The sequence below is a fragment of the Plantibacter sp. AC185 genome (assembly GCF_979258065.1).
In genome coordinates, this window is sequence record NZ_OZ409831.1 from 3834284 (window position 1) to 3855574 (window position 21291).

Annotated in this window: 19 protein-coding genes; all 19 read left to right on the forward strand. The window is 70.4% G+C overall.

The genetic code is table 11. From position 1 onward, the window contains the following. The first annotated feature begins 30 nt into the window (after nucleotides 1-30). A complete protein-coding gene (locus tag ACZZZB_RS17835; protein ID WP_071262341.1) occupies nucleotides 31-705 on the forward strand; it encodes a nucleoside/nucleotide kinase family protein in 675 nt (224 codons plus the stop codon). Nucleotides 706-769: 64 nt separating this feature from the next. Next, a complete protein-coding gene (truB, locus tag ACZZZB_RS17840; RefSeq protein WP_463530392.1) occupies nucleotides 770-1705 on the forward strand; it encodes a tRNA pseudouridine(55) synthase TruB in 936 nt (311 codons plus the stop codon). Further along, complete coding sequence (locus tag ACZZZB_RS17845; protein ID WP_086473923.1) at nucleotides 1702-2070, forward strand: hypothetical protein; 369 nt, start codon at nucleotides 1702-1704, stop codon at nucleotides 2068-2070. Before truB ends, ACZZZB_RS17845 begins: the two co-directional genes overlap by 4 nt. Before the next feature lie 102 nt (nucleotides 2071-2172). Next, nucleotides 2173-2592, forward strand: coding sequence for a hypothetical protein (locus ACZZZB_RS17850; protein WP_086473922.1), 420 nt, complete (start codon nucleotides 2173-2175; stop codon nucleotides 2590-2592). After that, a complete protein-coding gene (locus ACZZZB_RS17855) occupies nucleotides 2589-3521 on the forward strand; it encodes a bifunctional riboflavin kinase/FAD synthetase (RefSeq protein WP_086473921.1) in 933 nt (310 codons plus the stop codon). The genes ACZZZB_RS17850 and ACZZZB_RS17855 overlap by 4 nt, the downstream gene beginning before the upstream one ends. Before the next feature lie 101 nt (nucleotides 3522-3622). Beyond that, nucleotides 3623-4330 carry a hypothetical protein gene (locus ACZZZB_RS17860; RefSeq protein WP_463530393.1) on the forward strand — a complete coding sequence of 236 codons (708 nt, stop codon included), beginning with the start codon at nucleotides 3623-3625 and terminating at the stop codon, nucleotides 4328-4330. Next, nucleotides 4327-5562, forward strand: coding sequence for an MFS transporter (locus tag ACZZZB_RS17865; protein WP_079707148.1), 1236 nt, complete (start codon nucleotides 4327-4329; stop codon nucleotides 5560-5562). Before ACZZZB_RS17860 ends, ACZZZB_RS17865 begins: the two co-directional genes overlap by 4 nt. Before the next feature lie 146 nt (nucleotides 5563-5708). Beyond that, the gene (locus ACZZZB_RS17870; protein WP_137243268.1) at nucleotides 5709-6710 is read left to right on the forward strand and encodes a sugar-binding transcriptional regulator; all 1002 of its coding nucleotides are present in this window, start codon (nucleotides 5709-5711) and stop codon (nucleotides 6708-6710) included. Beyond that, on the forward strand, nucleotides 6707-7729 hold the full coding sequence (gene deoC, locus ACZZZB_RS17875; RefSeq protein ID WP_071262338.1) for a deoxyribose-phosphate aldolase: 1023 nt from the start codon (nucleotides 6707-6709) through the stop codon (nucleotides 7727-7729). Before ACZZZB_RS17870 ends, deoC begins: the two co-directional genes overlap by 4 nt. 6 nt (nucleotides 7730-7735) lie before the next feature. Beyond that, nucleotides 7736-9232: an aldehyde dehydrogenase family protein gene (locus ACZZZB_RS17880; protein WP_463530394.1), complete on the forward strand. Its 1497-nt coding sequence runs from the start codon at nucleotides 7736-7738 to the stop codon at nucleotides 9230-9232. Beyond that, nucleotides 9229-10089, forward strand: a complete 861-nt coding sequence (locus tag ACZZZB_RS17885; protein WP_194645587.1) for an aldehyde dehydrogenase family protein — start codon at nucleotides 9229-9231, stop codon at nucleotides 10087-10089. Before ACZZZB_RS17880 ends, ACZZZB_RS17885 begins: the two co-directional genes overlap by 4 nt. Before the next feature lie 90 nt (nucleotides 10090-10179). Beyond that, the gene (locus ACZZZB_RS17890) at nucleotides 10180-11778 is read left to right on the forward strand and encodes an SDR family oxidoreductase (protein WP_463530395.1); all 1599 of its coding nucleotides are present in this window, start codon (nucleotides 10180-10182) and stop codon (nucleotides 11776-11778) included. Between the two features lie 9 nt (nucleotides 11779-11787). Continuing rightward, nucleotides 11788-12786, forward strand: coding sequence for a malate dehydrogenase (locus tag ACZZZB_RS17895; RefSeq protein ID WP_463530396.1), 999 nt, complete (start codon nucleotides 11788-11790; stop codon nucleotides 12784-12786). An 82-nt stretch (nucleotides 12787-12868) separates the two neighbouring features. Then, nucleotides 12869-13093: a heavy-metal-associated domain-containing protein gene (locus tag ACZZZB_RS17900; RefSeq protein WP_137243265.1), complete on the forward strand. Its 225-nt coding sequence runs from the start codon at nucleotides 12869-12871 to the stop codon at nucleotides 13091-13093. Beyond that, a complete protein-coding gene (locus ACZZZB_RS17905) occupies nucleotides 13093-15387 on the forward strand; it encodes a heavy metal translocating P-type ATPase (RefSeq protein WP_463530397.1) in 2295 nt (764 codons plus the stop codon). The genes ACZZZB_RS17900 and ACZZZB_RS17905 overlap by 1 nt, the downstream gene beginning before the upstream one ends. Before the next feature lie 75 nt (nucleotides 15388-15462). Next, the gene (locus ACZZZB_RS17910; RefSeq protein WP_463530398.1) at nucleotides 15463-16743 is read left to right on the forward strand and encodes a GAF domain-containing protein; all 1281 of its coding nucleotides are present in this window, start codon (nucleotides 15463-15465) and stop codon (nucleotides 16741-16743) included. 114 nt (nucleotides 16744-16857) lie between these two features. Further along, on the forward strand, nucleotides 16858-18381 hold the full coding sequence (gene exaC / locus ACZZZB_RS17915; protein ID WP_137243262.1) for an acetaldehyde dehydrogenase ExaC: 1524 nt from the start codon (nucleotides 16858-16860) through the stop codon (nucleotides 18379-18381). A 141-nt stretch (nucleotides 18382-18522) separates the two neighbouring features. Next, complete coding sequence (locus ACZZZB_RS17920; protein ID WP_079707135.1) at nucleotides 18523-18915, forward strand: DUF779 domain-containing protein; 393 nt, start codon at nucleotides 18523-18525, stop codon at nucleotides 18913-18915. A 165-nt stretch (nucleotides 18916-19080) separates the two neighbouring features. After that, nucleotides 19081-21264, forward strand: a complete 2184-nt coding sequence (locus tag ACZZZB_RS17925; protein WP_079707134.1) for a DEAD/DEAH box helicase — start codon at nucleotides 19081-19083, stop codon at nucleotides 21262-21264. Nucleotides 21265-21291 lie beyond the last annotated feature (27 nt).

The window sequence follows — 21291 nt, forward strand, 5'->3', positions numbered from 1 at the left end:
CCTACGATCCGCGCGGGTAGGCTCGGCGCCATGAAGCTCGTCACGACACCACGGATCGAGTTGCTCCGGCAGCTGCGAGACCAGTTCCAGCGGGACTACCCACGAGGCCGCACCCTCATCGCGGTGGACGGCGTCAGCGGCTCAGGCACGGCGGCGTTCGCCGACGGACTGGCCGAGGTGTTCGACGAGGCCGGACGCGCGGTGTTCCGTGCCTCGATCGACGACTTCCACCGTCCTCGCGAGGAACGGTACGCGCGGGGGCGGGACTCGGCCGAGGGCTACTGGCTCGACTCGTTCGACTATTCGCTGTTCCGCCGGGTGCTCGTCGAGCCCTTCCGCCTGGCGGGCAGCGCCGGCTTCCAACTCGTCGGGTTCGACGAGCAGCGCGACGTCGGCGCTCCCTTGCGTTGGACGACCGGCCCGCAGGACGCCGTCCTCATCGTCGACGGCGTCTTCCTGAACCGTCCCGAGCTCCGCGGCCTCTGGCATGCGTCGGTCTGGCTCGACGTCCCGATGGCGACGGCCTACGAGCGGCTGCACGAGCGCCTCGGCGTCGACGCCGACCCGACGGCGCCGTCCAACGCGCGCTACGTGGGCGGGCAGGCGCTCTACCGGAAGGACGACGACCCGACCGCGCGGGCGACCGCCCTCGTGGACAACACGGACGAGCGGCACCCACGGCGGATCTTCGCCGACTTCTGCTGAGCGCCGCCGCCCAGGGGTGCTCCGGCCGCCCGGCGGTGCCGACCGCCGCTGGTACCGTTGCAAGGTGGTCGAGAACAGCACAGCAGCACCCGGGTCGGCGTCCGCCCGTCCCGGTATCCTCCTCATCGACAAACCGCAGGGGCACACCTCCCACGACGCGGTCGCCCGGGTGCGACGGCTCGCCGGCACGCGCAAGGTGGGGCATGCGGGAACGCTCGATCCCATGGCCACCGGGCTGCTCGTGTTGGGCACGCGCTCGTCGACCCGACTGCTGACGTTCATCGTCGGTCTCGACAAGGAGTACACGGCGACCATCCGCCTCGGCGAGGCGACCTCCACCGACGACGCCGAAGGTGAGGTCACCGAGCGCGCCGACCAGGCCGCGGTGGCAGCGGTGGACGACGATGCGATCATCGCCGCGATCCGTCCGCTGACGGGCGACATCGAGCAGGTGCCGAGCACGGTGAGCGCCATCAAGGTGGGCGGGAAGCGCGCCTACGCCCTGGCCCGCGAGGGGATCGAGGTGGAGCTGAAGTCCCGTGCGGTCACCGTCAGTGCGTTCGACGTGCTGGCCATCCGTCGGGATGGTGCGGCCGTCGACGTCGACGTCCGGGTCGTCTGCTCCTCCGGCACCTACATCCGTGCCCTCGCCCGCGACCTGGGGGCTTCCCTCGGCGTCGGCGGCCATCTCACCGCGCTTCGCCGGACCCGGATCGGACCCTTCGACGTCACAGACGCGTCGACGATCGACGACCTCGACGTTGAGACGGCGCTGTTGCACCCGGCCGACGTCGCGAAGCGCCTGCTCGGTGCCCTCGAGCTCACGGAGCAGGAGGCGGTCGACCTCGGCCATGGGAAGCGGCTCGAACGCGATCTGCCGGCCGGCCACACCGGTCCGATCGCCGCCATCGCTCCGGACGGGCGACTGGTGGGGCTCGTGGAGCGCCGAGGCGGCTCGCTCAAGTCGGTCGTGAACTTCCCGGCGGAGGAACCGGCATGATCGAGTGGTTCACCCTCGCGCAGATCGCGGTCGCGGTCGTGGCCGGGCTCCTCTGCATCGTGCTCGGATTCGCCGGGCGCGCGCCGAACGACCTGACGATGGGGGCGACAGCACTCGTCGAGGTCCTCCTCATCGTGCAGCTGGTGGTGGCGATCGCCGCACCCGCGTTCGGGAACACCGCCACGGGGAGTGTGCCCGAGTTCTACACCTACCTCGTCTCCGCGATGATCCTGCCGATCGCCGGCGGGTTCTGGGCGCTCGTCGACCGCACCCGATGGTCGACGGTCGTCCTCGGCGTCGTCTGTCTCGCGATCGCGGTGATGCTCTACCGCATGGAGCAGATCTGGACCGTCCAGCTCGGCTGACCGTCGGCGCATCGACGACGGTGGAGGGCGAGGGCGCCGCAGCCCGCGTGACCGTCGCGAAGTGCCTGGGCGAGGGCCTGCGTCGCATAGAATCGTCGGGTCATGCCTCTCCCCACCACCGCTCCAGCCCGTCCACGCGTCCGTGGTGTCGGGGTCGTGCTCGTCGCCGTCTACGGCATCCTGGCGCTCGCCGCCACCGGCCGGTCCGTGGTGCAGATCACGACCAAGTTCGACCAGGCGCCCCTGGCTTACGTGCTCTCGGCCGTCGCCGCGGTGGTGTACATCCTGGCGACCGTCTCGCTCGTCGCTCCAGGCGCCGTCTGGCGGCGGATCGCATGGGCCACGATCTCCTTCGAGCTCGCCGGGGTCCTGATCGTCGGCTTGCTGAGCCTGCTCGATCCCGAGCTCTTCCCCCACGACACGGTCTGGTCCGTCTTCGGTCGCGGGTACGTCTTCATCCCGCTCGTCCTCCCGGTCCTCGGACTGTGGTGGTTGGCCGGACATCGGCGTACCGGCAAATGATCACGTTCACCGAGCTCGACCAGGTCCCCGACGCCTTCGGACCGTCGGCCGTCACCATCGGCAAGTTCGACGGCGTCCACACGGGTCACCGCGCCGTCGTCGCCGCGCTCCTCGAGGAGGCTTCGGCCGCCGGCCTCAGCTCCGTCGCCGTCACCTTCGACCGCAATCCGCTGAGTCTCATCAACCCCGACCGCTGCCCGGCGTCGCTCGTGAGCAACGAGCAGAAGCTCGGTCTCCTGGCGGCCGCCGGGGTCGACGCCGCCTTGCTGCTGCGCTTCGACCAGACACTGGCCCAGCTCACGCCCGAGGAGTTCGTCACCTCGATCCTCGTCGGAGCATTGCACGCCAGGACGGTGCTCGTCGGCGAGGACTTCCGCTTCGGCCATCGCGGCCTCGGCACGGTCGCCACGCTGGAGTCGTTCGGTGAGGTCTACGGGTTCTCCGTGCGCGTCGTCGACGACGTCCGTCCCGGCGGCGGGCGGCGGGTGTCGTCCACCTGGATCCGCGAACTCCTTGAGGAGGGTGACGTCCGCGAGGCGTCGCGACTCCTCGGTCGTCCGCCCGGTGTGCGGGGCGTCGTCGTCCACGGTGCCAAGCGTGGCCGGGAACTCGGCTTCCCGACCGCCAACCTGTCTCCCGATTCGCAGGGTCTCATCCCCGCGGACGGCGTGTACGCGGGTTGGCTGTTCTGGCGAGGACGTCGGTATCCGGCGGCGATCTCGGTCGGGAACAACCCGACCTTCGACGGCGTCCCGCAGAAGCAGGTCGAGGCCTACGTCCTCGACGAGACCGATCTCGACCTCTACGACGACGAGGTCGAGGTGCAGTTCGTCGAGCGCATCCGCGGCATGGTCGCGTTCACCGGGATCGAGCCGCTCATCGTGCAGATGACCGACGACGTCGAGCGCGCGCGCCGCATGCTGTCCTAGCCGACGCGCCGCGTCTCGGGGTGTCTCCGACGCGCATGAACGTGCCGATCGATAGGCTGGTGAACGCCCGTTCGGGCCACATCACCCGGGGGAATCCAACCATGTACTCACGTCTTCGTGTCCTGCCTGCGCTCGTCGCGGGTCTCCTGCTCCTCGTCGGCTGTGCGCCGCAAGCGGCTGCGCCGAGTGCCAGCCCGACGACGACCGCAACGTCGTCCACACCCACGGCGGCACCCGCGCCGGTGGCCTCGCGCGTCGTGATCGGCGCGGAGACCGTGGAGGTCGTCGCGGAGGACGACACGCTGATCGCCTCTGCGCGCTACTTCGACCCCGCCGCATCGCTCGTTGCAGCCCTCACGGCCGCGTTCGGCGCAGACCCCGTCGTCTCAGCCGATCCCGCTGGGAACGAGACCCCACCCGGCACCCGCTACACCTGGGGTGGCCTGGCCGTCGTCGAGAGCGACGTCGAGCAGAGCGAGCCGTACACCCCTGCGACGGTCGTGTTCGTCGAGTCCGCCGAGGAGTCGGGTGTCCGGATCGAGGTGGTCGGTGGCTACGCTGTGGGCGACGACACCGAAGCCGTGGCTGCGGAGGTCTCGGGTGCCGAGGGAGCCGCACCGGAGGATGTCCAGCGCTACACCCTGCCTGACGGTACGCCAGGGGTGTTCATCCGGGCCGACGTCACGCCCATCCCGCCGGTGGGGGACGAGCCGGGAGTCGAATCCCGGTCCTGGGCGGTCGGCGTGATCGGTTCGGACGCCGCACCGATCGAGCGTGTCGTGGCGCCGTCGCCGAACTGGGGCGCGTGACTCCCGAAACCCCGCCCCTGTGGCGGGGGAGGGCCCTCGCGCTCGTCGGTATCGTGCTGGTCGCGGCGAACCTCCGCACGGCCGTCACCTCGCTGTCGCCGATCTTCGCCGAGATCGACGGCGACATCGGCGTGGGGTCGGTCGGGCTGGGGCTCCTCGGGATGCTGCCGCCACTGTGCTTCGCCCTCTTCGGCGTCTTCACCCCGCGACTCGTGCGTCGGCTGCACCTCGAGCCGGTGCTGCTCATCGCACTCGGGTCGATCGTGGCCGGGCACCTCATGCGCTCGCTCGCCCCCGACTTCGCCGTCCTCGCGATCGGGAGTGCGCTCTGCTTCGCCGGGATCGGCATCGGCAACGTCGTGCTCCCACCGCTGGTCAAGAAGTACTTCCCCGACCGCGTCGGCCTCGTCACCTCCCTCTATGCGACGGTCCTGTCGGTCAGCACGTTCATCCCGCCGCTGATCGCCGTACCGGTCGCCGATGCGGCGGGGTGGCAGGTGTCGCTCGGGGTGTGGTCCATCGTCGCCATGCTCGCCGTGCTGCCCTGGATCACGCTCATCGTCCGGGAGCGTCGAGACGCCCGGGCCGCCGCCGCGACGGACCCCGAGATCGAGGAGGTGCCCCGCGCCGGTCGCGTCCTCGTCCACCGCTCGCCGATCGCGTGGGCCATCGCGGCGGTGTTCGCCACCTCGTCGCTGAACGCCTACGCGATGTTCACCTGGCTCCCGACCATCGTCGGTGACGTCGCCGGCGTCACCCCGGCCCAGGGTGGCCTGCTGCTCTCGCTCTTCTCCGCGATGGGTGTCCCGGCGAGCTTGATCGTCCCGATGCTCGTCGCGAGGCTGCGGAACGTCGCCGTCCTCGTCTACGTCGCGAGCGCGTGCTTCGTGCTCGGCTATCTCGGGCTGCTCCTGTGGCCGGCGACGCTCACGTGGCTGTGGGTGCTGCTGGCCGGGCTCGGCCCGCTGCTGTTCCCGCTCGCCCTCGTGCTCATCAACCTGCGGACGGCGACCCACGAGGGCGCGGTCGCCCTGAGCGGCTTCGTGCAGAGCGTCGGCTACACCCTCGGTGCACTCGGCCCCCTGGTCGTGAGCCTGTTGCACGCCGTGACCGGATCGTGGACCGTCCCGTTGCTGCTCCTGCTGGCCACGGGCGCGCTGTGCGCCATCGCCGGCCGGATCACCGGCCGACCGACGACGATCGAAGCCGATCTGGCGGCGCGCGGTCGGTGACCGGTCTGTTCCAGACCTCCTGACGGATCCTGGGCGGCGATGCGCATCCGCGCACCGGCCTCTGCTCATCTGAGCATGGGTACCAACGGACGTTGTCCGGGTGGTGGTGGCGTCCTAGGCTGGAGACGATCCGGAGGAGGCCCGAGGTGATCGAAAGCGACGAGCTGCTCGCGGTGCGCGCCGCGGAGCTGTACTACGACGAGACGAAGACCCAGGACGAGATCGGCGCGCTGCTCGGCATCACGCGGTGGAAGGTCGGTCGGCTCCTCGCCCAAGCCCGCGAACTCGGCTACATCCGCATCGAGATCGTGCACCCGCGCGCACGCCGCCTCCCACTCGAACGGGCGCTCCGCGAGCGCTTCGGACTCACGGACGCGGTCGTCGTGCCGAGTCCGAGTGACAGTGCCGACCTCCACGAACGCGTCGCGCGCGCGGCGGCCGACTACCTCGGTGCCATGCGACCGGTGCCGCGGACGCTCGGCGTGAGCTGGGGGAGGACACTCCGCGATATCGCCGACCACCTGTCCGACGGCTGGGCGACGGGGCTCTCCGTCGTGCAGATCAACGGCGGCGTGAGCCTCAACCAGCGCGTCGGCACCGCGGCCGCCACGGCTGCACGGATCGCCGAGAAGGGCCGTGGCGACGTCACCCTGCTCCCGAGCCCGGCGATCTTCGAGCGCCTGGAGACGAAGCTGAGCATCGAGTCGGACCGCACCGTCGCGGAGGTGCTCAGCACGGCCGCAGCGGCCGACACCTACCTGTACGGTGCCGGCGTGGCCGGACCGGACTCCGCCCTCGTCCACAGCGGTTACCTCACGGCCGCGGACGTCGACGTCCTGGTCGCACGCGGTGCCGTCGGCGACGTCGTCGGACGCTACATCGACGCCGAGGGCATGATCGTCGACCCCACACTCGACGAGCGCACGGTCGGGCTCGGACTCGAAGCGCTCCGGCGTGCCGGTCGCAGCATCGCGGTCATCGCGGGAGCCCAGAAGCACGCCGTCGCGAGAGCCGTCGTCAGCAGCGGCCTCTGCACCGTGCTCGTCACCGACGAGGCGACCGCGACGGCACTGCTCGCCGACCACGAACCATCATCCGCCAAGCAGCACACCCCGGAGCAGGAACTGCTCGGAAGGAACGCACCATGACCACACCACCAGGCGACCTCGTGGCGAAGCCGACGGCGCTCGAACTCGTCGACGGCCCCGTCACCGACGCCAGCCTCAGACGCTACCTCGACGGCCTCGCGGGCGTCGACGCCGTCGGGCTCGAACAGCGCGCAGCGGACCTCGGCACGCGCTCGATCAAGACGACGTCGAAGGCCTGGGCCCTCGACCGCATCATCGAACTCATCGACCTCACCACCCTCGAGGGCGCCGACACCCCCGGCAAGGTGCGCTCCCTCGTGGCCAAGGCGATCACCCCGGACGCCGGGGATCCGTCCACCCCGCGCGTCGCCGCGGTCTGCGTCTACGGCGACATGGTGCCGTACGCCGTCGAGGCACTCGGCGCGGCGCACACGCAGCCGGGTGCGGCACACGACGCCGGTGGCATCAACGTCGCGGCGGTCGCGACGGCCTTCCCGAGCGGACGCGCCTCCCTCGCGGTCAAGCTGGCGGACACGGCCGACGCCGTCGACGCCGGAGCGGACGAGATCGACATGGTCATCGACCGGGGTGCGTTCCTCTCCGGCCGGTACGGCCAGGTCTTCGACGAGATCGTCGCGGTCAAGGAGGCCTGCCGTCGGAGCGACGGCACCTCGGCGCACCTCAAGGTCATCCTCGAGACCGGCGAGCTGAACACCTACGACAACGTGAAGCGCGCCTCCTGGCTCGCCATCCTCGCGGGCGGCGACTTCATCAAGACGTCCACCGGCAAGGTCGCGCCCGCCGCGACCCTCCCGGTGACCCTCCTCATGCTCGAGGTCGTCCGGGACTGGCACCGCCTCACCGGTGAGCAGATCGGTGTGAAGCCCGCCGGCGGCATCCGTTCCTCGAAGGACGCGATCAAGTACCTCGTGACCGTCGCGGAGACGGTCGGCGAGGAGTGGCTCCAGCCGCACCTGTTCCGCTTCGGTGCCTCGAGCCTCCTCAACGACGTGCTCCTGCAGCGTCAGAAACTCACCACCGGCCACTACTCCGGCCCCGACTACGTCACCATCGACTAGGACATCATGAGCTTCCTCGAATACGCACCAGCCCCGGAGTCCACCTCCGTCCTCCACCTCCGTTCCGAGTACGGCCTCTTCATCGACGGGGAGTTCACCGAGGGCACCGGTGGGACCTTCCAGACGATCTCGCCGAGCACCGAGCAGTCGATCGCGACCATCTCCGCGGCGAGTGACGCCGACGTCGATCGCGCCGTCACCGCCGCGCGGCGTGCCTACGACCGCGTCTGGTCGAAGCTGTCGGGCGCCGACCGCGGCAAGTACCTGTTCCGGATCGCGCGCCTCGTCCAGGAGCGCGCCCGCGAGCTCGCCGTGGCGGAGAGCCTCGACAACGGCAAGCCGATCAAGGAGTCCCGCGACGTCGACGTCCCGCTCGTCGCCGCCTGGTTCTTCTACTACGCCGGTTGGGCCGACAAGCTCGACTACGCGGGCCTCGGCGCGAACCCCCGTGCCCTCGGCGTGGCCGGGCAGGTCATCCCGTGGAACTTCCCGCTCCTCATGCTCGCGTGGAAGGTCGCACCGGCGCTCGCCGCCGGTAACACGGTCGTCATCAAGCCGGCCGAGACCACGCCGCTCACGGCGCTCATCTTCGCCGAGATCCTCCAGCAGGCCGAGCTGCCGGCCGGTGTCGTGAACATCGTCACGGGTGCCGGAGCGACCGGGGCGGCGATCGTGCGCCACCCCGACGTCAACAAGGTCGCCTTCACCGGGTCGACCGCCGTCGGGCGCGAGATCGCGAAGACCATCGCCGGCAGCGACAAGCGCCTGACGCTCGAGCTCGGTGGCAAGGCGGCGAACATCGTGTTCGACGACGCCCCCATCGACCAGGCCATCGAAGGCATCGTCAACGGCATCTTCTTCAACCAGGGTCACGTCTGCTGCGCCGGATCCCGGCTCCTCGTCCAGGAGAGCATCCACGACGAGGTCGTCGACCGCTTGAAGAGCCGTCTGCAGACGCTGCGCGTCGGCGACCCGCTCGACAAGAACACGGACGTCGGCGCGATCAACTCGGCCGAGCAGCTCGCCCGTATCCGCGAGCTCTCGGACATCGGCGAGCTCGAAGGCGCCGAACGGTGGAGCCCGGACTGCGAGCTGCCCCAGAACGGGTTCTGGTTCGCGCCGACGATCTTCACGAACGTGTCCACCAGCCACCGGATCGCCCGCGAGGAGATCTTCGGGCCGGTCCTCTCGGTCATGTCCTTCCGGACGCCCGCGGAGGCCATCGCGAAGGCGAACAACACCCCGTACGGACTGTCGGCCGGGATCTGGAGCGACAAGGGCAGCCGGATCCTCGCGGTCGCGGACAAGCTCCGCGCCGGCGTCATCTGGGCGAACACCTTCAACCGGTTCGATCCCGCCAGCCCGTTCGGCGGGTACCAGGAGTCGGGGTACGGCCGCGAGGGTGGTCGCCACGGGCTCGGTGCCTACCTCGCGCCGGCCGGATCATCGGCCGCCGCCACCGTCGCGCCGTCCACGAGCACCACGAAGGAGGAGCAGCGATGAGCCGGCTCACCATCCCGAAGACCTACAAGCTCGCCATCGGCGGCAAGTTCCCACGCAGCGAATCCGGAAGGACGTACGAGGTGACGAACGCCAAGGGCGAGTTCCTCGCGAACGCATCGCTCGCCTCGCGGAAGGACGCCCGCGACGCGGTCGTCGCCGCACGATCGGCACTCGCCGGTTGGTCGGGTGCCACCGCCTACAACCGCGGCCAGGTGCTCTACCGCATCGCCGAGCTGCTCGAGGGTCGGCGGGCGCAGTTCATCGAGGAGATCGTCCAGGCCGAAGGCGTCTCGCAGGCGAAGGCCGCGGCACAGGTCGACGAGGCCATCGACCTCTGGGTCTGGTACGCGGGCTGGGCGGACAAGTACGTCCAGGTGGTCGGGGGAGCGAACCCCGTCTCGGGTCCGTACTTCAACCTCTCGGTTCCGGAGCCGACGGGCGTCGTCGCGCTCATCGCGCCGCAGGACTCGTCGCTCCTCGGATTCGTGAGCGTCGTCGCTCCGGCGCTGGTCGCGGGGAACACGGTCGTCGTGATCGCGAGCGAGCGCCTGCCGCTCTCGTCGATCAGCCTCGCCGAGGTGCTCGCCACGAGTGACGTCCCCGGCGGCGTCGTGAACGTGCTGACCGGATCGCCGGCCGAAATGGCTCCGTGGCTCGCCTCGCACGCCGACGTCAACGCGATCGACCTCGCCGGCGCCGGAGCACTCGACTGGATCGAGCTCGAGGTCCTCGCGGCCGAGACGCTCAAGCGGGTGGTCCGCCCGAACGGTTCCCGGGGCTCGGTCCCGGCGAGCCTCGACCGCATCACCGCGTTCACCGAGGTGAAGACCGTCTGGCACACGAAGGCGCTCCTCTAGCGGATCGCAACGCCCACGGGGTGCTTGCACAGCGGCGCCCGGCTGTACAGCCGGGCGCCGCTGTCGTCGACGCGTCGTAACGTTGCATCCATGACCGAATCATCGACTCCGAAGCGCGTGCTCGTCACGGGTGCCACCGGCTACATCGGCGGGCGGCTCGTGCCGCGGCTGCTGGAGGCCGGGTACACGGTCCGGGTGCTCGTGCGCTCGCCGCAGAAGCTCACCGACGTGCCCTGGCGCGATCAGGTGGAGGTCGTCGAGGGTGATCTCGGCGACGCCGCCCGGGTCGCGTCGGCCTGCGTGGACGTCGACGTCGTCTACTACCTCGTGCACTCCATGGGTGGCAAGGGTGACTTCGAGCAGACGGAGCTCGACGCCGCGGAGCACGTCGCCGCCGGCGCTGCCGCGGCAGGGGTGTCGCGCATCGTCTACCTCGGTGGCCTGCACCCCGAGGGCGTCGAGCTGTCGAAGCACCTGCGGTCCCGCACCGAGGTCGGGCGGATCCTGCTCGCCTCGGGCGTTCCGACGATCGTCCTGCAGGCCGGCGTGGTCATCGGTTCCGGATCGACCTCGTTCGAGATGATCCGCCATCTGACGGACATCCTGCCGTACATGCCGGCGCCGCGCTGGGTCCGGAACTTCATCCAGCCGATCGCGGTCCGTGACGTCCTGCACTACCTGCTGGCGAGCGCCGAGGTCGACCGCGACGTGAACCGGGCCTTCGACATCGGCGGCCCCGACGTCCTCCGGTACGGACAGATGATGAACGGCTACGCGGTCGAGGCCGGCCTCCCGCAGCGCCCGATCGCGCCGCTCCCGGTCCTCACCCCGTGGCTGGCCTCGCAGTGGGTGAACCTCGTGACGCCGATCCCACGCCGGCTCGCGTCGCCGATCATCGAGTCGCTGCTCGTCGACTGCGTCATGGGCGACCACGACATCGACGCGGTCATCCCGCCGCCGGAGGGCGGCCTGACGGGGTACCGACGCGCGGTGCGCCTGGCACTGCAGCGCATGCGGGACGGTGAGGTCGAGACCTCCTGGCGGAACGCGACCGTGGACGGCGCGCCGAGCGACCCGCTGCCGAGCGACCCCGACTGGGCCGGACACACCGTCTACATCGATCTCAAGGAGCGGAAGACCTCGGCGAGCGCCGACCGTCTCTTCTCGGTGATCGAGTCCATCGGCGGCGAGAACGGTTGGTACTCCTTCCCGTTGGCGTGGGCGATCCGTGGCTGGATGGACAAGCTCGTCGGTGGTGTCGGGTTGCGACGTGGTCGCGACGATCCGCAGCACCTGAGCGTCGGGGACGCCCTCGACTTCTGGCGCGTGGAGTACCTCGAACGCGGTCGGATGTTGCGCCTGCGCGCGGAGATGCGCGTGCCCGGTCTGGCATGGCTCGAGATGAGCGCGACCCCGGTCGGCGACGGCTCGGTCTACCGGCAGCGCGCCGTCTTCTTCCCGAAGGGGCTCGGCGGACGCCTCTACTGGTTCGCGATCCTGCCCTTCCACGGGATCATCTTCAACGGGATGGCGAACCGCATCACGGAGGCGGCGGTCGCGCTGCCGTCCGAGACCTCGGCCCAGCGGAAGAGCCGGGTGGGCCCGGTGTCTCCCGAGGAGCACGACGCAGTGGACTCCGCAGAGGCGGACATGCAGGCCTCCCGACCCACGCCGGAGGCCGCGGAGTAGCGTGGGCGTATGAGCGAACCCACCGTCGTCACCGTCACCGGAGCCGGAGGCCAGATCGGCTACTCCCTGCTCTTCCGCATCGCGTCAGGTCAGCTGCTGGGGCCGGATCGGCCCGTCGTCCTGCGCCTGCTCGAGATCCCGCAGGGTCTCGGAGCGGCCGAGGGGACGGCATTGGAACTGCAGGACTGCGCGTTCCCGCTCCTGGCGGGGGTCGAGGCGACGACCGAGATGTCGCGCGCCTTCGACGGGGTGGACGTCGCCCTGCTCGTCGGTGCCCGTCCACGTGGTCCGGGCATGGAGCGAGCCGACCTCCTCGCGGCCAACGGCGGGATCTTCGCACCGCAGGGCGCGGCGATCGGAGCCGGCGCGGCCGACGACGTGCGCGTCCTGGTGGTGGGCAACCCGGCCAACACGAACGCACTCATCGCGCGGTCGGCGGCAGGCGGGGTGCCGGCCGAACGGTTCACCGCCCTGACCCGACTCGACCACAACCGTGCCGTCGCGCAGTTGGCCGCCAAGACCGGCGCACCCGTGTCCGAGATCGACGGCGTCGTGATCTGGGGCAACCACTCGGCGACCCAGGTGCCGGACCTCTCCCACGCGACGGTCGGAGGTCGTCCGGCCCTCGAACTCGTCGACGAGGAGTGGATCGCCGACGAGTTCATCCCACGGGTGGCGAAGCGCGGTGCGGAGATCATCGCGGTGCGCGGCTCGTCGTCCGCCGCCTCGGCCGCTGCCGCCGCCATCGACCACGTGCATGACTGGGTGAACGGCACGGCGATCCCGGGCCGGCCGGAACGCTGGACCTCCGTGGCGCTTCCGTCGGAGGGCTGGTACGGCGTGCCGGAGGGGCTCGTGAGTTCGTTCCCGGCCCGCTCGGTCGACGGACGCTGGGAGGTGGTCGAGGGGCTCGACGTCGCGCCCGTCTGGCAGCGCCGCATCGACGCCTCCGTGGCGGAACTCGAGGAGGAGCGGGCGGCGGTGCGGGCGCTCGACCTGCTCGGCTGACCCGGCGATCGCGTCCCGCGGACGGTTGCAAGGGGTACCCCCTGGGGGTATAGTGAAGGCTCCGATCCACTGAGGAGGACGCATGTCCGAAACCACCGCAACCACCACCTACCGGGTCGACGGCATGACCTGCGCGCACTGCGTGTCCGCCGTTACGACCGAGCTCTCCGCGCTCTCCGGCGTTGACGGGGTCGCCGTGGATCTCGACGCGGGGACGGTCACGGTCTCGGGTGCCTCATCGGCCGACGAGGCGGCCATCGGTGCCGGTGTCCAGGAAGCCGGCTACACCCTCGTGGGTCGTCGCTGATGAGCGCTCCACTCATCCAGCTCGACCTCGACATCGAGGGCATGACCTGCGCGAGTTGCGTGGCACGCGTCGAGAAGCGGCTGACCGCGCTCGACGGTGTCGAGGCGCAGGTCAACCTCGCGACCGAACGGGCGACGGTGACCGCGCCCTCCACCGTCACCGCGGACGAGCTGGTCGCGGCCGTCGCGAAGGCCGGCTACACGGCGACGGTGCGTCCGCCCGCTGACGAACGCGACGCGGCGAACCGGGAGCAGACTCCGACGTCGGGACCGCCGTCGGACCCCTCGGCGACCGTGACGACGCTCCGTACCCGCCTCGTCGTCAGTGCGGTGCTGGCGTTGCCCGTCGTGCTGCTCGCGATGATCCCCGCCTGGCAGTTCGACCACTGGCAGTGGCTCTCGCTGACCCTCGCGACGCCGGTCGTCTTCTGGGGTGGGTACCCGTTCCACCGGGCGACGTTCGTGACGCTGCGGCACGGCTCGGTGACGATGGACACCCTCATCACGCTCGGGACGGGGGCCGCGTACCTGTGGTCCGTCTGGGCGCTCTTCTTCGGCATGGCCGGGCTGACGGGCATGCGGCACGAGTTCACCTTCTTCGCACCCGACGCCGACCCGTCGAGCGCGCTGTACCTCGAGGTGGCCGCCGGCGTGACCGTCTTCCTGCTCGCCGGCCGCCTCATCGAGCAGCGGTCGAAGCGTGCCGCCGGCGAGGCACTCCGCGACCTCATGACGCTGGGCGCCTCCGAGGTCTCCGTGCTCCGGGACCGTGCGCCGGACCCCACCGACCTCATGGCGCCCACCCGCACCGAGGAACGGATCCCGATCGAGCAGCTGCTCGTCGGAGACCAGTTCCTCGTGCGTCCCGGCGAGTCCGTCGCCACCGATGGAATCGTCGTCGAGGGGGCGGCGAGTGTCGACGAGAGTCTCGTCACGGGGGAGTCCGTCCCGGTCGAGCTCGTAGCCGGCTCCCGGGTCATCGGTGGCACGATCGCGCGCGGCGGCAGTCTCGTCGTGCGGGCGACGGCCGTCGGCGCCGAGACGCAGCTGGCGCGCATGGCGCAGGCGGTCGAGGCGGCGCAGCTCGGGAAGAGCCGGGTCCAACGGCTCGCCGACCGCGTCTCGAGCGTGTTCGTCCCGGTCGTCCTGGTGATCGCCCTCGGCACCGCCATCGTGTGGGCGCTCACCGGCTCGACCATGGAGGCGGCGTTCACCGCCGCGGTCGCCGTCCTCATCATCGCCTGCCCGTGTGCGCTGGGACTCGCGACCCCGGTGGCCCTCCTCGTCGGGACGGGGCGTGGCGCGCAGCTCGGCATCCTCATCGCCGGACCGGAGGCGCTCGAGCGGGCGAGCGGCATCGACCGCATCCTGCTCGACAAGACGGGGACCGTCACGTCCGGGCGGATGAGCGTCAGGGAGGTCTGGGCGGCCGGTGCGACGGACGAGGTGCTCGCGCTCGGCGCGGCGCTCGAAGCGGCATCCGAGCACCCCATCGCCGAGGCGATCGTCGCGGAAGCGACCCGCCGCGATGCAGCTCGTCCGGTGGTCTCGGACTTCGCGAGCCTCGAGGGTCTCGGCGTCACCGGCACGATCAACGGCGGAAGCGTGCTGGCCGGACGTCCCGCCTTCGCGGAGGACCAGGGCTTCCGCATCGGGCCGGACGCGGCGAGCGCCCTGGCTGCAGCCGCGGAGCGTGCGAGCACGGTGGTGGTCGTCGCCTGGGACGGCGAGGTCCGCGGCGTCGTCGAGGTCGCCGACACCGTGAAGCCGGAGGCCCGCGCCGCCATCGGACGTGCCGTGTCCCTGGGGATGACACCGGTGCTCCTCACCGGCGACAACGCGGCCGTCGCAGCGCGGGTCGCGGCCGAGGTCGGGATCACCGAGGTGATCGCCGACGCGAGCCCCTCCGACAAGGTCGCCGCCGTCGAACGGCTCCAGACGGCCGGTCACCGCGTCGCGATGATCGGCGACGGGGTGAACGACGCCGCGGCGATCGCCACGGCCGATCTCGGGATCGCCATGGGGACGGGCACGGATGCGGCCAAGGGTGCAGCCGACCTCAGCATCGTCTCCGGTTCCCTCGCCACGGCGATCGACGCCGTGCGGCTCTCCCGACGGACGCTCGGGATCATCCGCGGCAACCTGTTCTGGGCGTTCGCGTACAACGTGGCGGCGATCCCGCTCGCCGCCCTCGGCCTCCTCAACCCGATGATCGCGGGTGCGGCGATGGCGTTCTCCAGCGTGTTCGTCGTGCTCAACAGCCTGCGCCTCCGCCGGTTCCGTCCGGCCGCCTGAGGTTACCCGTCGACCGGCGGGCTGCGGCGGATACACTGTCCGCAGAACCGGTCGACGTGGATGGGTGGTGGTGAGGTGTCCAGTCCGTGGCTGGCGGCCCCGGCGCGTGCCGAAGCGCAGCGCGGACTCGTCCGACGGCTTGTCCGCGAGTCGTGGGAACGGTCGATGGGCCGTCATCTCGACCCGGACAACCTCATGCCGGAGCTCGCCTTCGACGAGGACGAGTTGCGCGACCATCGGCTCGGACACCCGCTCGCCGGCGTCCTCCCGGTGATCACCAAGCTGCTGGTCAACGACGCGGACGACGACTCCGGCATGCTCGTCGCGGTGGGCGACGCCATGGGCAGACTGCTCTGGGTGGACGGCGACCGCCATCTGCGGCGACGGGCGGAGGGCATGCTCTTCGTCGAGGGTGCCGGGTGGTCGGAGCGGGAGGTGGGGACGAGCGCACCGGGCACCGCGCTCGAACTCGACCACGGCATCCAGATCCACGCGGCCGAGCACTTCAACCGCCTCGTGCACCCGTGGAGTTGCACGGCCGTCCCGGTGCACGATCCCGAGACCCGGCAGATCATCGGCGTGATCGACATCACCGGTGGCCCGCAGGCGGTCGCCTCGCATGCACTGCCGCTCATGGAGGCGACCGCGGCCGCCGTCGAGTCCGAGATCATGGTGCAGCGGCTGCGCGCGGTCGCCGACCGTCGGTTCGCCGGTCGCCCACGCACGGACACACCCCGCCGGACGACCACGGTGCGGCCCGGCCTGCAGGTGCTCGGCCGTGACACCGGCCTGCTGGTCGGACACGGGGCGAGCCGCCCGACCGAACTCAGCCGACGGCACGCCGAGATCCTGACCCTGCTGGCCTGGCACCACCAGGGCCTCAGCGCCGACGCGCTCGCCGGGCTGCTCTACGACGCGGACGAGGCGTCGGTCACCCTCCGGGCGGAGCTCGTCCGGCTGCGGAAGGTGCTCGGCGGGACCGCGCCGACACTCGTGCCGGCCTCGCGGCCGTACCGGCTCACCACCCCGCTCCAGCTCGACGCCCACCAGGTGCTGTCCCTCCTCGACCGCGGCGCCCACCGCGCAGCGCTCGCCGCGTACCCGGGTCCGCTCCTGCCGGACTCCACCGCCCCCGGTGTCATCGACCTCCGCGACCGGGTCGCGACGCGCCTCCGCGAGGCGATGCTGACCGACGCCTCGGCGGACCTGCTGCACGACTACATCCGGACCGCGGCCGCGCCCGACGACGTCGAGGTCCTGCACGCCTGCCTCCGACTGCTGCCGCCGCGGTCACCGAAGCGTGCTGGCCTCGTCGCCCGCATCGAGGCGATCGACGCCGACCTCTCGGCGTCCTGACGGCCGATCCGGTCCGCGGTCCTCGACGCAACCTCCTGCAACCTCCGGCCGACTAGCGTCGACGGCACGCACCTGAGCGGTGCGACACCGACAACGTCGTCGACAAGGAGTGACATGACCGTCTACGCCAACCCGGGTACCGAAGGTGCCGTGTTCAGCTACGCCCCCCGCTACGACCACTTCATCGGGGGCGAGTACGTCCCGCCCGCGAACGGTCAGTACTTCGAGAACCAGACCCCGGTCACCGGAGCCGTGTTCACCGAGATCGCCCGAGGCACCGCGGCCGACGTGGACCGAGCGGTCGAGGCGGGATGGAAAGCGTTCCCCGCCTGGTCGAAGACGAGCGTCGCCGAGCGCGCGGTGATCCTCAATCGCATCGCCGACCGCATGGAGGAGCACCTCGAGGAGATCGCCGTCGCCGAGAGTTGGGAGAACGGCAAGCCGGTCCGCGAAACCCTGGCCGCCGACATCCCCTTGGCGATCGACCACTTCCGGTACTTCGCCGGGGCGATCCGTGCGCAGGAGGGCGGCATCTCGGAACTCGACCATGACACGGTCGCCTACCACTTCCACGAACCGCTCGGCGTCGTCGGACAGATCATCCCCTGGAACTTCCCGATCCTCATGGCCGTGTGGAAGCTCGCACCGGCGCTCGCAGCAGGCAACTGCGTCGTGCTGAAGCCGGCCGAGCAGACCCCGGCGTCGATCCACCTCATCGTCGACCTCGTGAAGGACCTGCTGCCGGCCGGGGTGCTCAACGTCGTCAACGGCTTCGGCATCGAGGCCGGCGCCCCGCTGGCCTCCCACCCGCGGATCCGGAAGATCGCGTTCACCGGTGAGACCACGACCGGTCGCCTGATCATGCAGTACGCGAGCGAGAACCTCATCCCGGTGACGCTGGAGCTCGGCGGCAAGAGCCCGAACGTGTTCTTCGAGGACGTGGCGCGCGAGCACGACCAGTACTACGAGAAGGCGCAGGAGGGCTTCACGATGTTCGCCCTGAACCAGGGCGAGGTCTGCACCTGCCCGAGTCGGGCGCTCGTCCAGCGTTCCATCTACGACGGCTTCGTGGGCGACGCGCTGGCCCGCATCGGCAAGATCAAGCAGGGTAATCCGCTCGACACGGACACGATGATCGGTGCCCAGGCGTCGAACGACCAGCTCGAGAAGATCCTCTCCTACATGGACATCGGCAAGCAGGGCGGCGCGAAGCTGCTCATCGGCGGCGAGCGCGCCGACCTCGGCGGTGAGTTGAGCGGCGGGTTCTACGTCCAGCCGACCGTCTTCGAGGGGACGAACGACATGCGGATCTTCCAGGAGGAGATCTTCGGGCCCGTGCTCGCGCTCACGAGCTTCGCCGACTACGACGAGGCGATCTCCATCGCGAACGACACCCTCTACGGCCTCGGCGCCGGTGTGTGGAGCCGTGAGGCGACGACGCTGTACCGGGCCGGGCGGGCCATCGAGGCGGGACGCGTCTGGTCGAACACCTACCACCAGTACCCGGCGCACGCGGCGTTCGGCGGGTACAAGCAGTCGGGCATCGGCCGGGAGAACCACAAGATGATGCTCGACCACTACCAGCAGACGAAGAACCTGCTCGTGAGCTACGCGGAGGGGCCGATGGGCTTCTTCTGATCGACATCCCCGGTCCCTGAGCCCCCATCCGGTCCCTGAGTCCCCATCCGGTCCCTGAGCCTGTCGAAGGGCGCCCTTCGACAGGCTCAGGGACCGGCGGAGGGGCAGGGCCGGATCCACGACACGACGAAGGAGGACACCATGACCGGACGGGTCGACGTCACCGACGCTGCGGCCGCACTGGTGCGTGAGATGACCGCGCTGCACGGACCGCTCATGTTCCATCAGTCCGGCGGCTGCTGCGACGGGAGTTCGCCCATGTGCTACCCCGTCGGGATGTTCCGCACGGGCGCGGTCGACGTCCTGCTCGACACGCTCGACGTGCCCGGGCTCGACGCGCCCGTCGAGGTCTACATGTCGCGTTCCCAGTTCGAGTACTGGAAGTACACGCACCTGACGATCGACGTGGTGCAAGGGCGCGGCAGCGGGTTCAGCGTCGAGGCCCCGACGGGGCAGCGGTTCCTCATCCGTTCCCGCATGCTCGACGACGCCGAACTGGAGCGGTTCGGACTCGTCGACAGCGCGCCGGACTGAGCGCTCGCGACCGATGCGGCCGATGGCGTAGACTGGGCACACGCCCGTCCGGCGCCCGTGTCGGTCTCGTGCAACGCTCTGTTGCTCCACGACGACCAGTCGGGCCCGACGCCCGTCTCTTCCGGCCCCTCGGCCGATGAGGCTCTTCGACTGCTCAGGAGGAGCATGCCGCACACCGGCCAGCAACGCCGTTCCCAGGGGCGTTCCAGCACCCGTTCATCTGGCCGCTCGAACCCCAGAGGATCCTCATCGCGTCACGACGACGACGCGCCGATCATCCCCATCCTCGCCCGCAAGGTGCGCGAGGTCGAGGCGAAGGCGCAGAAGGGCAAGGTCGGGCCCACCAACCGGACCAAGTACCAGGTCATCGCCTTCCTCGTCCGCGAGGAACGCGCCAGGGTCAAGGCCGACACGAGCTACAGCGACGCCACGCGGGCCGAGCTCCTGAAGCGCCTCGACGGTGTGGCGACCATCCTCGCCAAGACGGCGGCGCGCGACACCTCGCTCATCCAGCTCCTCGAGGCCGACGCCGCGACGAGCCCCGTCGCGCAGCGGCTCCGGCGCGACTGGCTCCTCGAGTCGGGCGCCGAACTCAGCGCCGACGAACTCATCATCACCGTCGAGAAGCCCGTCGTGGAATCCGTCGTCCCGGCCGAGCTCGCCGAGAAGCAGGTCATCCCGCAGTCGGTCAAGGCACGTCAGTTGGCCAATCCGTTCCTCGCCCCGGACTTCAGCCAGGCGGCACCGCAGCCGACCGTGCGTCGACGACTCGACAGCTGGGAGCTCATGGGCCCCCTGTACAAGGCGTTCGAGCTCGGTTCCGGCGGGGGAGCGGCCTCGATGGACCTGCCCGACGCCCCGAAGCTCGACCGGCTCTCGCCGCGCGGCCTCGAAGTCATGAAGCACCAGGCGCGCTTCGTCGAGAGCGTCCGTGAAGGACACCGTTCCTTCCTGCTCGCCGACGAGCCGGGCCTCGGCAAGACCGCGCAGTCCGTCCTCGCCGCCTCGGTCGCCGAGGCGTACCCGCTCCTCGTCATCGTGCCGAACGTCGTCAAGATGAACTGGGCGCGCGAGGTCGAGCGCTGGACGCCGCATCGACGCGCCACGGTCATCCACGGCGACGGCCAGGCGCTCGACGCCTTCGCCGACGTCATCATCGTGAACTACGAGGTCCTCGACCGCCACCTCGCCTGGCTCGGGACGCTCGGCTTCCGCGGCATGGTGGTCGACGAGGCGCACTTCATCAAGAACCTCCACTCCCAGCGCTCGCAACACGTACTGTCGCTCGCGAATCGGATCCGGAAGGCGACCCCCGGCCAGGACCCGCTGCTGCTCGCGCTGACGGGTACGCCACTGATCAACGACGTCGAGGACTTCAACGCCATCTGGCAGTTCCTCGGCTGGATCAAGGACGGCAAGCCGACCGCGGAACTCATGGAGCGGCTCGAGGACACCGGCCTGACCCCGGCCGAGCACGCCTTCTACGCCGCCGCGCGGTCCGCCGTCATCGACATGGGCATCGTGCGCCGCAAGAAGCTCGACGTCGCCAAGGACCTGCCCGCCAAGCGCGTCGCAGACCTCCCGGTCGAGCTCGACGACGAGGCGATCCGGTCGATCCGCGACGCGGAGGCCGAGCTCGGGCAACGGCTCAAGTCCCGCTACGTGCGGGTCCTGGAGTCGCGTGGTGAGCGCGTCGACGCGCTGCACGAGCCGAACACCGACCTCATGCGCATGGTCGCCCAGGCCGAGCTCGACGAGTCCAAGGCCGCCGGTGGCACGGAGAACGTGTTCACCATGATCCGCAAGATCGGTCAAGCGAAGGCCGTCCTCGCCGCCGACTACACGGCGCAGCTCGCGAGGTCCGTGGGCAAGGTCGTGTTCTTCGCGAAGCACATCGACGTCATGAACGCGGCCGAGCAGTTGTTCGCGGGTCGCGGCTTGAAGACGGTGTCGCTCCGCGGCGACCAGACCGCGCAGGCGCGTCAGGCCGCGATCGACGCGTTCAACACCGATCCGGAGGTCGCGGTCGCCGTCTGTTCGCTCACCGCCGCCGGCGTCGGCGTCAACCTGCAGGCCGCCTCCAACGTCGTGCTCGCCGAGTTGTCCTGGACGGCCGCCGAGCAGACCCAGGCGATCGACCGCGTGCACCGCATCGGTCAGGAGGAGCCGGTCACCGCCTGGCGCATCATCGCCGCGCACACGATCGACGCGAAGGTCGCGGAACTCATCGACAGCAAGCAGGGCCTGGCCGCTCGCGCGCTCGACGGCAGCGACCAGGACGTCGCGTCGGTCGACTCGGTGCAGCTGAACGCCCTCGTCCACCTGCTCCGCGAGGCGCTGGGCGCCTGACGTCCGGTTCGTCCGACCGGGTGACCA

Coding starts and splice junctions, on each gene's coding strand:
- ACZZZB_RS17835 (WP_071262341.1), top strand. CDS start 31: ATGAAGCTCGTCACGACACCACGGATCGAGTTGCTCCGGCAGCTGCGA.
- ACZZZB_RS17845 (WP_086473923.1), top strand. CDS start 1,702: ATGATCGAGTGGTTCACCCTCGCGCAGATCGCGGTCGCGGTCGTGGCC.
- ACZZZB_RS17850 (WP_086473922.1), top strand. CDS start 2,173: ATGCCTCTCCCCACCACCGCTCCAGCCCGTCCACGCGTCCGTGGTGTC.
- ACZZZB_RS17855 (WP_086473921.1), top strand. CDS start 2,589: ATGATCACGTTCACCGAGCTCGACCAGGTCCCCGACGCCTTCGGACCG.
- ACZZZB_RS17860 (WP_463530393.1), top strand. CDS start 3,623: ATGTACTCACGTCTTCGTGTCCTGCCTGCGCTCGTCGCGGGTCTCCTG.
- deoC (WP_071262338.1), top strand. CDS start 6,707: ATGACCACACCACCAGGCGACCTCGTGGCGAAGCCGACGGCGCTCGAA.
- ACZZZB_RS17880 (WP_463530394.1), top strand. CDS start 7,736: ATGAGCTTCCTCGAATACGCACCAGCCCCGGAGTCCACCTCCGTCCTC.
- ACZZZB_RS17885 (WP_194645587.1), top strand. CDS start 9,229: ATGAGCCGGCTCACCATCCCGAAGACCTACAAGCTCGCCATCGGCGGC.
- ACZZZB_RS17890 (WP_463530395.1), top strand. CDS start 10,180: ATGACCGAATCATCGACTCCGAAGCGCGTGCTCGTCACGGGTGCCACC.
- ACZZZB_RS17895 (WP_463530396.1), top strand. CDS start 11,788: ATGAGCGAACCCACCGTCGTCACCGTCACCGGAGCCGGAGGCCAGATC.
- ACZZZB_RS17900 (WP_137243265.1), top strand. CDS start 12,869: ATGTCCGAAACCACCGCAACCACCACCTACCGGGTCGACGGCATGACC.
- ACZZZB_RS17905 (WP_463530397.1), top strand. CDS start 13,093: ATGAGCGCTCCACTCATCCAGCTCGACCTCGACATCGAGGGCATGACC.
- exaC (WP_137243262.1), top strand. CDS start 16,858: ATGACCGTCTACGCCAACCCGGGTACCGAAGGTGCCGTGTTCAGCTAC.
- ACZZZB_RS17920 (WP_079707135.1), top strand. CDS start 18,523: ATGACCGGACGGGTCGACGTCACCGACGCTGCGGCCGCACTGGTGCGT.
- ACZZZB_RS17925 (WP_079707134.1), top strand. CDS start 19,081: ATGCCGCACACCGGCCAGCAACGCCGTTCCCAGGGGCGTTCCAGCACC.